Origin of the sequence: Frigoribacterium sp. VKM Ac-2530 (genome assembly GCF_015350835.1) — a bacterium.
In the GTDB taxonomy this organism is placed as follows: domain Bacteria; phylum Actinomycetota; class Actinomycetes; order Actinomycetales; family Microbacteriaceae; genus Frigoribacterium.
On sequence record NZ_JADKSE010000001.1, the window covers coordinates 501829 to 515431 of the forward strand.

The 13603-nt window shown below is 72.0% G+C and carries 10 protein-coding genes and 1 other RNA gene; 2 read left to right on the plus strand and 9 right to left on the minus strand.

What is annotated here, in order from left to right:
• Positions 1–25: 25 nt before the first annotated feature.
• From ITJ48_RS02290 to ITJ48_RS02310, 5 genes are all read right to left on the minus strand, one after another.
• Entirely contained in the window at positions 26–1579 is a 1554-nt protein-coding gene (locus tag ITJ48_RS02290) for a glycosyl hydrolase (RefSeq protein WP_194612241.1), read from the minus strand.
• On the minus strand, positions 1572–3224 hold the full coding sequence (locus tag ITJ48_RS02295; RefSeq protein WP_194612242.1) for a glycosyltransferase family 2 protein: 1653 nt from the start codon (positions 3222–3224) through the stop codon (positions 1572–1574). The genes ITJ48_RS02290 and ITJ48_RS02295 overlap by 8 nt, the downstream gene beginning before the upstream one ends.
• Positions 3225–3757: 533 nt before the next feature.
• Positions 3758–6703: a bifunctional [glutamine synthetase] adenylyltransferase/[glutamine synthetase]-adenylyl-L-tyrosine phosphorylase gene (locus tag ITJ48_RS02300; protein ID WP_194612243.1), complete on the minus strand. Its 2946-nt coding sequence runs from the start codon at positions 6701–6703 to the stop codon at positions 3758–3760.
• 15 nt (positions 6704–6718) lie between these two features.
• Complete coding sequence (locus tag ITJ48_RS02305; protein WP_123546050.1) at positions 6719–8056, minus strand: glutamine synthetase family protein; 1338 nt, start codon at positions 8054–8056, stop codon at positions 6719–6721.
• A gap of 73 nt (positions 8057–8129) precedes the next feature.
• Positions 8130–8303, minus strand: a complete 174-nt coding sequence (locus ITJ48_RS02310; RefSeq protein ID WP_123546052.1) for an SPOR domain-containing protein — start codon at positions 8301–8303, stop codon at positions 8130–8132.
• 130 nt (positions 8304–8433) lie between these two features.
• On the opposite strand from ITJ48_RS02310, the gene map reads away from it, so the two are divergent.
• Positions 8434–9297 (plus strand): type I methionyl aminopeptidase, encoded by an 864-nt coding sequence (map, locus tag ITJ48_RS02315; protein ID WP_194612244.1) that lies wholly within the window; start codon positions 8434–8436, stop codon positions 9295–9297.
• A gap of 28 nt (positions 9298–9325) precedes the next feature.
• Positions 9326–10087 carry a polyphosphate--glucose phosphotransferase gene (gene ppgK, locus ITJ48_RS02320; protein ID WP_194612245.1) on the plus strand — a complete coding sequence of 254 codons (762 nt, stop codon included), beginning with the start codon at positions 9326–9328 and terminating at the stop codon, positions 10085–10087.
• A 112-nt stretch (positions 10088–10199) separates the two neighbouring features.
• Here the strand turns inward: ppgK and rnpB are convergent.
• From rnpB to ITJ48_RS02340, 4 genes are all read right to left on the minus strand, one after another.
• Positions 10200–10583, minus strand: an RNA gene (gene rnpB, locus ITJ48_RS02325) — RNase P RNA component class A.
• A gap of 50 nt (positions 10584–10633) precedes the next feature.
• Positions 10634–11374, minus strand: coding sequence for a zinc ribbon domain-containing protein (locus tag ITJ48_RS02330; RefSeq protein ID WP_133737593.1), 741 nt, complete (start codon positions 11372–11374; stop codon positions 10634–10636).
• Between the two features lie 81 nt (positions 11375–11455).
• Entirely contained in the window at positions 11456–12271 is an 816-nt protein-coding gene (locus ITJ48_RS02335) for a Nif3-like dinuclear metal center hexameric protein (RefSeq protein WP_194612246.1), read from the minus strand.
• A 9-nt stretch (positions 12272–12280) separates the two neighbouring features.
• Positions 12281–13600 (minus strand): hypothetical protein, encoded by a 1320-nt coding sequence (locus tag ITJ48_RS02340; RefSeq protein WP_194612247.1) that lies wholly within the window; start codon positions 13598–13600, stop codon positions 12281–12283.
• Positions 13601–13603 lie beyond the last annotated feature (3 nt).

The window sequence follows — 13603 nt, forward strand, 5'->3', positions numbered from 1 at the left end:
GGGAGCCTCGAGTCGTCGGCCGCGGTCACGGCAGGGTCCTCAGGGCGAAGTCGGTGTCGGTCCTGGCGATCCCGCGCCGGAAGGCGTCGAGGGAGTCCTGCCGGGAGACGATGCGCCAGTCGTTCGTCAGGTACGAGCCGCTGGAGACCGTCGTCGCCGTGAGGTTGAACCAGGAGAACCCGAGGATGTCGTCGTTCTCCGGCTTGGCCAGCTCGGTGAAGAGCGAGTCGATCCACCGCGGCTTCTGGGCGTCCTTCGTCGAGCCGAGCTCGGCGGCGCCCATCTCGGCGAGGATGATCGGCTTGGTCGTGATCTGCCGCAGCTGCGTGAGCGTCTTGCCGAAGGTCCCCTGGAAGTCGCCGGCCTGCGGCGTCTCCACGCTGTTGCGGAGGTAGCCGGTCATGCCGACCCAGTCGACGTAGTCGTCACCCGGGTACAGGCTCCGGGTGTACTCGACGGTCCTGTTCTTGGTGGGCACGCCCTCGACCCGCGTCGGGGCCCAGACCCAGGCGACGAGCTCGTTCGCGCCCCGCGACTCGAAGAGGTCGTGGACGTGCTTCCACATCTCGACGTACTCGCCCTTCTCGTTCCCGTTCACTCCCTCGGCCCACGGGTACCAGTTGCCGTTCATCTCGTGGTCGAGACGGATGGCCATCGGCAGGCCGTTGGCGACGAGGGCGTCGGCCCAGCGCGTCAGGTAGGCGTCGAAGTCCCCGTCGACGATCTTGCTCAGCTCGTAGTCGGGGTCGACGACCGCGTCGTTGCCGGCGGCGATCGGCCGGGACTCCCAGGTGAGGAACGGGAGGTCGCCCTTCGCCCAGGAACGGTTCACGGCCGTGGCGTTGAACTCCTGGTCGAAGCCCTGGAAGTAGCCGGCCATGTTCGGCTGGGCACCGATCCTCGAGCTCACGTCGTCGAACTCCGACCAGCTGAAGGGCGACTGGGTCGTGTAGAGGCCGAAGTAGCGCGACTCGGGCGAGACGATGTCCGCGAGGGACGGAGCGGTGATCGGCACGGGGCCGGTCGTCCCGCCCCCGCTCCCGCTCCCGCCGTTGCCGTTGCCGTTGCCGGAGCCAGCGTTGCCGGAGCCGCTGCCGCCCTTGGGTCCCGCGGTCACGGCTGCGGAGCCTCCGCTGCCGGTGCCGCTGGCGCCGCCGGACGACGACCCGCCGCCGGTCGCCGCCTGGGCGTCCTTCAGGGCGTCCTGCGCCGAGGCGAGGCGAGCCTGTGCGTCGGTGAGCTGCCCCTCGGACGTCCAGGCCTGCTGCTGGACGTCAGCCAGCTCGGTCTTGCTCGCGGCGAGCTGGCTCTTCGCGGCGACGAGTTGGTCGAGCAGCGCCGAGCGGTCCTCCTTCAGGGTGGTGACCTGGGCAGGGGAGGTGCCGACCGCCTCCTGCACGGCGGTGCGGACGGGGTTGTCCGTCGGCGAGATCCAGATGAGCCAGGAGATCATGGCCAGCAGGACGACGGACGCGGTCGCGCCGAGGGCCGTCCGGCGGGCGTTGCCGTGGGACGAGGCCCACCAGGCTCCCGACTGCACGTGCAGCGGGGCGACGAAGGTCTGCGGGGACTCAGACAATGAACCACACCTCCAGGGCGATGATGACGGCACCGATCAGGTACGGGAAGCCGGCTTTGGGGTTGAGGCGACGACGAGGAGGCGCGGCTGCGGCGACGGGGGCCGTGGCCGCGGCGAAGGCGGTCGCCGACGAGGTCGTCACGGCGTCGTCCTGGGGCGACGGCGCGGTCTCGACGGCCGTCTCGGCGCGGTGGCTGCGCACCAGGACCACGCCCGTGTCGTCGCGGCGGACGGTGGTCGCGTCCGACGTGGGACCGGCCGGGGTCGAGGAGCCGCCGAAGTCGAAGAGGGCGTCGACGCCGGGATCGGTCTCGTCGTCGAACTCGCGCTCCAGCACCTGCAGCGAGTCGTCGCCGGTGGCCTGGTGGGCCATCTGCTGGGCCGCGTCGTCCGCGGCTCCGCCGGCGTAGGCGCCGGCACGGGTCCCCCAGCCGCTGGCGTGGCCCATGCGGAAGAACCCGATCACGCGGATCGGCATGAGGAAGAAGGTCGACACGATGATGAAGACCGGCAGGCGGAGGAAGTCCGACGGCTTCTCGGCCAGGTGACGCATCTGGCGGATCGCCATGCTGAGCACGGACGACAGCACCATCAGCACCACGATGCTGATCAGCCCGGTCGAGACCCCGTACTCGGCGAGGATGCCGCGGTACAGGTTGACGCCCTGGCCGGTGATCCCCCGGTAGATCCAGCCGCCGATGACGCCCATCAGGAGGAAGGGCAGGATGATGTCCATCGCGAAGAAGAAGGCGAGCATCGGGGCGTGCCCGAGCATCCACGGCATCATCCGGAAGGTGTTGTACTGGCTGCCGCGTGCCCAGCGGAGCTGCTGCTTGAACAGCTTCTTCACCTCGAGCGGGGCGTCCGTGTAGACCAGGCTCGTGTGCTGGTACACGGTGCGGTACCCCTCCTTGAGGGTGAGGTTCGTCAGGGTGCGGTCGTCGCTGACCTCGAGGAACACGCCCATGAACTTCTCGGTCATGAACTTGTCCATGACCCGGACGAGGATCTCGCGGCGGAAGGCGATCGTGCGGCCGGGGAGGCAGCCGATCTGGCCGAGGACGCTCTGCGCGGGCATCGAGTAGAGGGCCCGTGAGTTCTCGAGCCAGTCGGCCCAGCGGGTGATCCAGCTGCGCTCGGGCTCCAGGATGCGCTGGCGGGTGGTGACGCCGCCGACGTTCTCGTGGGCGAAGGGGCGGACGAGCTCGGAGAGCGTCCCCGGCGTCCACACGGTGTCGGAGTCGACGAGCACGGTGATGTCGCCGCGGCTGAGCTCGGTCCCGATCATGACGGCGTTGCGCTTGCCGGGGATGGGCGTGTGCACCCAGCGGACGAGAGGGGCGTACTCGTCGCAGACCGCCGCGAGCTCCGGGTTCGGCTTGCCGTTGATGACGACGATGATCTCGCCCGGCTGCTGCTCGACCATGCGGCCGATGACGTCGCGGAACAGGTCGAGGGGCTCGTCGACCACCGGCACGACGACGCTCGTGGAGCCGGAGAACTCGCCGGTGAAGGGCCGGTACCGCCGCGAGAGCAGCACCTTGATGATCCACAGGATCCAGATGAAGGCCGAGTAGACCGCGAACAGGTACAGCTCGGCGTGGCCGCCTGCCATGGATCGGATCTGGAGGATGAAAGTCAACACGAGGGCCGCCTCACGGGGATGGGAAAAGGATGATTCCGCGTCTTCGAGGAAAGGGGTCTGTCGGGTCGGTGCAATCTTGTGGCGGTTCGGAGGGGACTCACAACCGACCACCCGTTCGGGGACTCGGCCCGGCCGGGCGGGGTACGCCCGTGTCCTCCCAACGGTGTCGCACGAAATGCCGACAGGGCCGAGTGCCTGTCGGAGGCGCACCAGGGCCCACCCGGCACGGTCGCCGCGTGCCCTCTCGAGCCCAGGTAGGAACGAGGAGAAAAGCCTGATCACGGCCGAGTCTCGACAGCCCCGTACGGACTCGGCCCGTGGGGCGGGACGTGAGGAAGACCCAGGGCACGGCGAGGTGGTGCGTGCCGCACGGTCACGCGTCCGAAACACGGCAGACATATCGACCGGGGTACGCACCCCCTTTTCGGGGTACGACAAAATCACCCGTGACCAATTCGGGCGTCACCCCCCGGGTGAGTGCACCCCGGGCGTGTCGCGCCCCCTGGCCGCGACGGCGGTCGCGCCGGGCGAGGTCAGGCGGTAGGCTCCGGCGCCTCGTCCAGGCCGTAGAAGCCCCGCTCGAAGACCGCCCGCGCACGACGGGTCACCGCGAGGTAGTCCTCCTCGAGGCGTGTGGCCGACCCCGGCGGGTACTCCATCAGGCGGGCGACGCCCTCGAGCTGGCGACGGTCGGTCGGCAGGACGTCCGAGGTGCGCGAGGTCCAGAGGACGACGGCGGAACGGGCGCGGGACGCCATCAGCCAGGCGTCGTGCAGCTTGGCCGCGTCGTCGACGTCGACGAGCCCGGCGGCGGCCGCCGCGTCGAGGGCGGTCAGGGTGGAGGTCGTGCGGAGGCCGGGGACCTCGTGCGCGTGCCGGAGCTGGAGCAGCTGCACGAACCACTCCACGTCGCTCAGGGAGCCACGGCCGAGCTTGAGGTGGCGCGACGGCTCAGCGCCCTTGGGGAGGCGCTCCGCCTCGACGCGCGCCTTGATGCGCTTGACCTCGCGCACCTCCTGGTCCGAGAGGGACGGCGGGTAGCGGACCTCGTCGGCCAGCGCCGTGAACTCGGCCCCCAGGCCGGCGTCGCCCGCCACGACGCGGGCGCGCAGCAACGACTGGGCCTCCCACGTGAGCGACCACCGTGCGTAGTAGGCGCGGTAGGAGGCGAGGGACCGCGTCACGGGTCCGTTCCCGCCCTCGGGGCGCAGGCCCGTGTCGAGGTCGAGCGGGACGAGGGCGTCCGAGGTGAGGCGGCCCATCTCGGCCACCACGCCGGCAGCCCGGCGCTGCGACGTGTCGTCTCCCTCGGCCCCCCGGTGGACGAACAGGACGTCGGCGTCCGATCCGAACCCGAGCTCGCGGCCCCCGTAGCGTCCCATGGCGACGACGGCCATCTCGACGTCGGGCACGTCCCGACGGGCCAGGGCGAGGGCGCCCGTGATCGTCGCGGTCGTGACGTCCGTGAGCCCCTGAGCCAGCTGGTCGATCGTGACGAGGCCGAGGATCCCCGAGATGGCCAGCCGGAGGACCTCGCGGCGGCGGGCCTGGCGCAGCACGCCGGCCGCCCCCTCCTTCGACTCGTGCCGCGCCACGGTGGCGCTCGTCTCGTCGAGCAGGCTGGCGAGCGTCCGTGGCCGGAGCTCGGCGTCGGACTCGAACCAGGCCGCCGCCTCCGGGGACCGGTCGAGCAGGTCGGCGACGAACGTCGACGACGAGAGGACGGTCGTGAGCCGGTGGGCGGCCCCCGACGAGTCGCGCAGCATCCGGAGGAACCAGTACGACTCGCCGAGCCCGTCGCTGAGCCTGCGGAAGGCGAGCAGGCCGAGGTCGGGGTCGGTGCCGTCGGCGAACCACTGCAGCATCGCGGGCAGCAGGTGCCGCTGGATGCTCGCCCGCCGGGAGACTCCCCCGGTCAGGGCGGCGATGTGCCCGAGGGCACCGCGCGGGTCCGAGAAGCCGATCGCGGCCAGCCGGGCGGCGGCCTGGTCGCTGCTGAGCGCGAGGTCCTCCTCGGGACGGGCCGCGACCGCCGAGAGCAGGGGCCGGTAGAAGAGGCGCTCGTGCAGGGTGCGCACGCGCCGCTTGACCTCGCGCCACGCCTCGACGAGACCCGTGCCCGACGAGCTCAGCCCGGAGGCGCGCGCGAGCACCCGGAGCGCGTTCTCGTCCGTCGGCATCAGGTGGGTCCGGCGCAGGTGAGCCAGCTGCACACGGTGCTCGAGCACGCGCAGCACCCGGTAGTCGCGGTCGAACTCGGCGGCCTCGGCTCGCCCCACGTAGCCCCGCCTCGCGAGGGCGGCCAGCGCCTCCAGCGTCGACCGTTGCCGCACGCCGTCGTCGGCCTGGCCGTGGACGAGCTGGAGCAGCTGGATCGTGAACTCGACGTCGCGGAGCCCGCCGGGCCCCAGCTTCAGCTGCCGGTCGACCTCGTCGGCGGGGAGGAGGTCGGTGACGCGTTCGCGCATCGCCTGCACCGACTCGACGAAGGCCTCGCGCTGCGCCGCCGACCAGACGAACGGGGCGATCCGCTCGGCGTACCGGTCGCCGAGGTCGGAGTCGCCCGCCAGCGGACGCGCCTTGAGCAGCGCCTGGAACTCCCACCCCTTGGCCCAGCGCTCGTAGTAGGCGACGTGCGACTCGAGGGTGCGGACGAGGGCGCCGTCCTTGCCCTCCGGCCTCAGGTTGGAGTCGACCTCCCAGAGCTCGGGCTCGAGGGCGAGGTCGGTGATCGCCCGCACGGTGTGCACCGCCAGCCGGGTGCCGATCTCGACCGCCCGCCCGTTCTCGAGGCCGTCGGCCCCCTCGGCGACCCACACGACGTCGACGTCGCTGAGGTAGTTCAGCTCGCGGGCCCCCGCCTTGCCCATCCCGATCACCGCGAGACGCGTGCGCGACACGTCGTCCGCGGGGAACGGCACCTCGCGCCGGGCCACGTCGAGGGCGGCGTGCAGAGCGGCACCGGCCAGGTCGGCGAGGGCCGAGGCGACGACGGGGAGCGCCTCGACCGGGTCGGGCCGGTCGAGGTCCCAGCCGGCGATCTCGACGAGGTGACGGCGGTAGCCGACGCGGAGCGCCACCCGCGCCTCCTCGTCGACCAGCCCGGCCACGCGCGACACCAGGTCGTCCACGTAGGCGTCGCCACTGCGGGGAACGGGCGCGGGCTGCAGCAGCAGCTCGAGCTCGGCCGGTCGCCGCACCAGGAACTCGGCGAGCCCGGACGACGACCCGAGCAGGCGCAGCAGGCGCTCCCCCGCGCCGGCCTCGAGCAGTGCGGCGACGCCGTCGGGCGACCGCTCGATCAGACGCTCGAGGTGCAGCAGGGCCTGGTCGGGATCGGGGCTGCGGGCGAAGGAGGCGACGGCCGACACGAGCGACGGGGTCGCCTCGACGAGGCGGTCCAGCCGCTCGCGCGCGGTCCCGAGCTCGGCGAACCCGAGCCGCGCCAGGTCGGACAGCGCCGTCGCGGCTCGGGGCATGGTGGAGCCGGCCCGCTAGAGGATCTCGAGGTTGGAGCGCAGCTCGAACGGCGTCACCTGGGCACGGTAGGACTTCCACTCCTGCCGCTTGTTCAGCAGCACGTAGTTGAAGACCTGCTCGCCGAGCGTCTCGGCGACCAGCTCGCTGTCCTCCATGATCGAGAGGGCGTGGTCGAGACTGGCGGGCAGCTGCTTGTAGCCGAGGGCGCGACGCTCGGCGTCGCTCATGCCCCAGACGTTGTCCTCGGCCTCGGCGGGGAGCTCGTAGCCCTCCTCGATGCCCTTGAGACCGGCGGCGAGCATGAGCGAGAAGGCGAGGTACGGGTTCGCGGCGGAGTCGATCGCGCGGTACTCGACGCGGCTCGAGTTGCCCTTGTTCGGCTTGTACAGCGGCACGCGGACGAGGGCCGACCGGTTGTTGTGGCCCCAGGTCACGAAGCTGGGCGCCTCGTCGCCGCCCCACAGACGCTTGTAGCTGTTGACGAACTGGTTCGTGACCGCGGTGATCTCGGGCGCGTGGCGCAGGAGGCCCGCGATGAACTGCCGGCCGATGCGGGAGAGCTGGTACTCGGCACCGGCCTCGTAGAAGGCGTTGCCGTCGCCCTCGAAGAGCGACATGTGCGTGTGCATCCCGGAGCCGGGGTGTTGGCTGAAGGGCTTGGGCATGAACGTGGCGTACACGCCCTGCTCGATCGCCACCTCCTTGATGACGGTGCGGAACGTCATGATGTTGTCCGCGGTCGTCAGGGCGTCGGCGTAGCGCAGGTCGATCTCGTTCTGGCCGGGACCCGCCTCGTGGTGGCTGAACTCGACCGAGATGCCCAGGTCTTCGAGCATGCGGACCGAGCGACGGCGGAAGTCGTGGGCCGTACCGCCGGGCACGTTGTCGAAGTAGCCCGCCGAGTCGACGGGCTGCGGGCCGTCGGGGCCGCCCTGCGCGTCCTTCAGGAGGTAGAACTCGACCTCGGGGTGCGTGTAGAACGTGAAGCCGCGTTCGCCGGCACGGGCCAGGGTGCGCTTGAGGACGTTCCGCGGGTCGGCGACGGCGGGCTGCCCGTCGGGCGTCGTGATGTCGCAGAACATGCGCGCGGTCGGGTCGATCTCGCCCCGCCACGGCAGGATCTGGAAGGTGGTCGGGTCGGGCTGGGCGAGCACGTCGGCCTCGTACGACCGGGTGAGGCCCTCGATCGCGGAGCCGTCGAAGCCGATCCCCTCGGCGAACGCGCCCTCGACCTCGGCCGGAGCGATGGCCACGGACTTCAGGGTGCCGATCACGTCCGTGAACCAGAGCCTGATGAACTTGATGCCGCGCTCTTCGATCGTCCGGAGGACGAAGTCCCTCTGCTTGTCCATCGACAGCCTTTCTGCTCTGCGTCGAGGCTAGTGGACGCGTCCGTCGGCCATGGTCACGCCGGCCCGGGATCCGTCAGTCGTCGGCCGCGTCCTCGGCGTCGAGGCGGGCGTTGCGCTCCTGGATCGTCCTGATCGCGGCTGCGGCCTCCTCGCGCGTCGCGTAGGGACCGGCGCGGTCGACCGCGGGCGAGACCTTGCCCTCCTCGACCTCGTGCGTGCGGGTGTTGAACCAGAACTCAGTCGTCATGGGCCGAGGCTACCGCTCGGCCGGGCCGCCGTCCCGGGGCGTCCGGCAGGGCACCGGCCAGGCAGGGCCCTGCGGAGGGCCCTGCGATCGACGCGACCGACCGAGCCGCCGTCCCCCTAAGCTGGAGGGCATGCCCCGGGACCTCGACGGATCACTGACCCCGGGCCGGGTCTCGCCACTCCGCCCGGTCCCCTCGTCCATCGCCCGACCCGAGTACGTCGGCAAGGCGGGCCCCGCTCCGTACACCGGCGGCGACGTGCACGACGCCCCGACGATCGAGCTGATCCGCGCGAGCGGCCGGATCGCCTCGCAGGCGATCGACGCCGTCGAGGCCGCGATCCGCCCCGGCGTGACGACGGACGAGCTCGACCGGGTCGCCCACGAGTTCCTCGTGGCCCACGACGCCTACCCGTCGACGCTCGGCTACCGGGGCTTCCCGAAGTCGGTCTGCACGTCGGTGAACGAGGTCATCTGCCACGGCATCCCCGACGACACCGTGCTCGTCGAGGGCGACCTGGTCAACATCGACATCACCGCGTTCAAGGACGGGGTGCACGGCGACCTGAACCGCACGGTGCTGGTCGGGGACGCCGCACAGGAGACGATCGACCTGGTCGACCGCACCCGCGAGGCACTGCGCCGAGGCATCAAGGCGGTCGCCCCCGGTCGCGAGGTCAACGTGATCGGCCGGGCGATCCAGTCGTACGCGGCGCGTTTCGGCTACGGGGTCGTGCGCGACTACACCGGCCACGGCGTTGGTCGCGCGTTCCACTCCGGCCTCGTCATCCCCCACTACGACGCCCCGCAGTTCGACGACGTCATGGTGCCCGGGATGGTCTTCACCATCGAGCCCATGCTCACCCTCGGCAGCGTCGAGGCGGACATCTGGGCGGACGGCTGGACGGTCACCACCCGTGACAAGTCGCTCACGGCCCAGTTCGAGCACACCCTCGTCGTCACCGACCGCGGTGCCGACGTCCTCACCCTCAGTTGACGACGAGCACCAGGAAGAAGGACGACCCGTGGCACAGAAGGCAGTCGGCATCGACATCGGCGGCACCGGCATCAAGGGGGCGATCGTCGACATCGAGTCGGGCGAGCTCCTCACCGACCGCATCAAGAAGCCGACCCCCGAGGGCGGCGAGCCCGACGCCATCGTGGCGGTGGTGAAGCAGATCGTCGACGAGCTCGGCCTCGACGACGACGCGATCCCGGTGGGCGTCTGCTTCCCGGCCGCGATCATGGACGGCAAGACCCTCTCGGCGGCGAACGTGTCGAAGAAGTGGATCGGCTTCGAGGCCGAGGCGCTCTTCGAGGAGACGCTCGGCAGGTCGATCCACTTCGTCAACGACGCGGACGCCGCCGGCTACGCCGAGACCCGCTACGGCGCCGCGAAGGACGTCCCCGGCCTGGTCGTCATGACCACGCTCGGCACGGGCATCGGCACCGCCCTCATCAACGACGGCGTGCTCATCGTCAACGCCGAGCTCGGCCACCTCGAGATCGGCGGCAAGGACTACGAGACGAAGGCCTCGTACGCCGCGAAGGAGCGGGACGACCTCAGCTGGAAGCACTGGGCCAAGCGCCTGCAGAAGTACTACTCCCACCTCGAGGCGCTGCTCTACCCGCGGCGCATCATCGTCGGCGGAGGGGTGTCGAAGCACCACGAGGAGTTCCTGCCGCTGCTCGAGCTCCGCGCCGAGATCGTGCCGGCCGTGCTGCGCAACAACGCCGGCATCATGGGCGCCGCCGCGCTGGCCGCGAGCTCCCGCCCGGCTGCCTGAGGCGGGCCGGCGGACGCAGCCGTCGGCACGACGAGAGGGACCCTGGTCCGGGAGGCGCACCTCCTGGACCAGGGTCCCTCTCGTCGTGTGTCAGCCGCGTGCACGGCTGAGGCGGATGGGCCGGCTGATACGCCGGGTTCTGTCCCGGTGCGTGAGCACCATGGACGGCCATCTCTCTCGGGACTGCGTTGCCACAGCCCTCTAGCGGTCTACCCGAGGACTCGGCGAGCAGCCTCGGCGTCCTCTGTCTGACCTTGCTCCGGGCGAGGTTTACATAGCCGGTCGGTCACCCGAACCGCTGGTGGTCTCTTACACCGCCGTTTCACCCTTACCCCGGCGCCGCCTCTCGGCGACGACCGTGGCGGTCTTCTCTCTGTTGCACTGTCTCGCGGGTCGCCCCGGGTGGGTGTTGCCCACCGCCCTGCTCTGTGGAGCCCGGACGTTCCTCGGCACCGCGAGGCGGACCCCGCGGCGACGCGACCGTCTTGCCGACCCATCCGCGTCGACCATGCTAGCGGGCGTCGCCCGCCCGTCACGACGGGACGGTCAGATGCCCGACTCGCCCGTCCGCACGAGGATCGCGTCGCTGTCGGGGCAGAGCACGACGTCGTAGGCGGAGGCGGACCGCACGGCCGCGAGGTCGCTGCCGGTGAGCGTGACGCCGCTCGCGCTGGAGACCCCGCCGCGGAGCAGCGACGCGCCGACGCCGTAGCGGGCACGCTGGCGCTCGTAGAGGGCGAGCAGCTCGGCGGGCACCTTCTCGGCGATGGCGGCGCGGTCGGCCTCGACCTCGCGTCGCTCGACCTCGAGCCTGCCGAGCCCGGCGTCGCGGCCGTCCGCGGCCTCGGCACGACGGGTCTCGATCTGGTCGAGCTCGGACTTCGTCAGGGCGGCGACGGCGCCGAGCGACTCGACCCGGTCCATCACCTCGAGCTGCGCGTCCTCCAGGTCGCTCTGCCGACGGGCGAGGGCGACGAGCTCGCCCTCGAGCGCCGCGACGTCCTTCACGGACGAGGAGGACGCCAGCCGGGTGCGGTCGCGCTCGGCACGGGCCACCACGACGGCGACGTCGGACTCGATGCGCGTCAGCTCGGTCTGCGCGTCCTCCCAGGCGCCCTGCTCGGACGACAGACGACTGCGGAGGCGGGAGGCGTCCCCGTCGATCGTGGCGAGCACGGCGATCTCGGGCAGGTTCGCCGCGCGGTGGGCGAGCTGCTGGATCGACGTGTCGAGCGCCTGGAGGTCGAGGAGGAGCGCCTGGTCGGCGGGGCTTGCTTGGAGGGCCATGGTGCCTGCTTCGTGGTCGTGGTGCAGCGGTCGTGGTGCGGCGTCCGTGTCGAGCACGAGAGCGCAGGAGGTGGGGGTCGGCTACTGCACGACCGTGAAGTCCCAGGGATCGGTGCGCAGGTCGCTCAGGGTGACCTCGACGTCGTGGAGGGCCTCGCGCAGCTGCGCGGCGGCGGTGTCGAGCCAGAGCCACTCGCTCGCCCAGTGCGAGACGTCGACGAGAGCCGGGCCTCGGCCGAGGAGCATCAGGTCCCTGGCGTCGCTCGCGGGGTGGTGGCGGAGGTCGCTCGTCAGGTAGACGTCCGCTGCGCGGACGTCGGGGTGGTCGAGCAGGGAGTCGCCGGCACCCGCGCAGAGCGCCACGGTCTCGACGACGCGCTCGGCGTCACCGGCCACGCGGATGCCCGCGGCGGTGGGCGGCAGGAGCTCGCCGAGCTGGCGCGCGAACGACACGAGGCTCATGGGCCGAGGCAGGCGGCCCGTCACGCCGAGGCCGGTGGAGCTCGTCGCCCCCTCGGTGATCGGCCGCTGGTCGACGAGGCCGAGCTGGTGCGCGACGACGCGCGAGGTGCCGGTCTCGACGACGTCGGCGTTCGTGTGGGCGGCGATCAGCGCGCAGCCAGCCCGCACGAGACGGGAGACGACCGCGCCCTTCGTCGTGTCCTCGGCCATGGTCGTCGCGCCGCGGAAGAGGAGGGGGTGGTGCACGAGCAGGAGGTCGGCACCGATGTCGACGGCCTCGTCCACGACCTCGAGGACCGCGTCGACCGCGAGCCGGACGTGGGTCACGGGCTGGTCGGGGTCGCCCACCACGATGCCGGGACGATCCCACGACTCGGCGCCCGAGAGGGGCCAGAGGCGTTCGACGACGGCGTTGACGGAGGCGAGGGTGGACACCCCCTCAGCCTAGCGGCGGGAGGTCGGCCGCAGGCCCGTCGCGAGCACGGCGACCACGAAGGCGGCCGCGGCGGCGACGAGGAGCGCGGCGACGGCGGCGACCCCCGGCGTCATGCCCGTGAACCCGACGAGCCGGACGAGCCAGCCCTGCCAGGCGAGCGACGCCGGCACGGTCACCAGGACGCCGTAGCCGAGGACGGCGGACACGACGATGCCCGCGACGACGGCGACGGGCCCGCGGACGGCGACGCGCTCGGCGTCGGCCGGACCGTGCACCACGGCGACCAGCGCGGCGGCCGCACCGAGGCCGCCCGCGACCGGGACCGCCACCGTGGCGAGCACGGCGGAGGCGAGCAGCTCGGGGGCGACCAGGGCGAGCACGACCGCGGCGAGGACGACGAGGCCCGCGAGGGCGAGGCCGGCCACGACCAGGAGGCGCGGCGCCCGACGAGGAGACCGCTCGTCGTCGTGGGGCTCGTCGATGTGGAGGGCCGGCTCGGCGAGGGCCGCAGGCGCGAGGGTCGGCGCAGGTGCGGGAGTCGGAGCAGGTGCGGGCACGGACACGCCGCTCGGTGCGCCCGAGGCCTCCGAGGGGGTCACAGCCGGGCCGGACGACTGCACGTCGGTCGTCGCGTGGGGCGTCGGATCGAGCTGCTCGTCGACGGCGTCGTCGCCGTGGACCTCGTCGAGGTCGATCGGCAGCACGACGTCGATGACGCCGGTGAAGCGGAGCCGGGTGCGCTCCAGGGCGTCGGCGGCCTCGTCGGTGCCGACGCGGTCCATCTCGCGGGCCCAGGAGGCGAAGCGGGCGGCCTCGACACGGCGCGCCTGGAGCTGGGCCTGCACGACCGCCATGAGGTCGACGGTCGCCGTGTCGTCGAGACGACGCTCGACCATCCGCACGAGGACGTCGTCGTCGAGGGTGAGTCGATCGGGCGGCTGCGGCAGCGAAGGGTCGACGTCCGGGGCGAAGACGGGCAGGGTGATGGCCGACGTCTCGACCGAGTGGCGGGCGACGCTGGCCGGTCGCGCCTCCGTCGGGTCGGTGGGCACGACGTCGTCCGTCGTGTCGGCGCGGTGCGAGGGCACCGAGACCGGACGCGGATCGCGGCGGGTGACGAGGACGTCGGACGGTGCTGCGGGGGCCTCGGGTGCGAGGACGGGTGTCACGGGGCGGTGCTCCTGCTCGTGCGTCGCGGATGAGGGCGACGTGGTGGGTTCGACGGCGGGAGGAGCCGGCACGGAGGTGCGGGCTCCCCGCGGCGAGGGCGGCGCCTCGACGGGGAACACGTCGACGTCCCACTCCGTCGTGCCGGTGCTCTCGCTCATGGT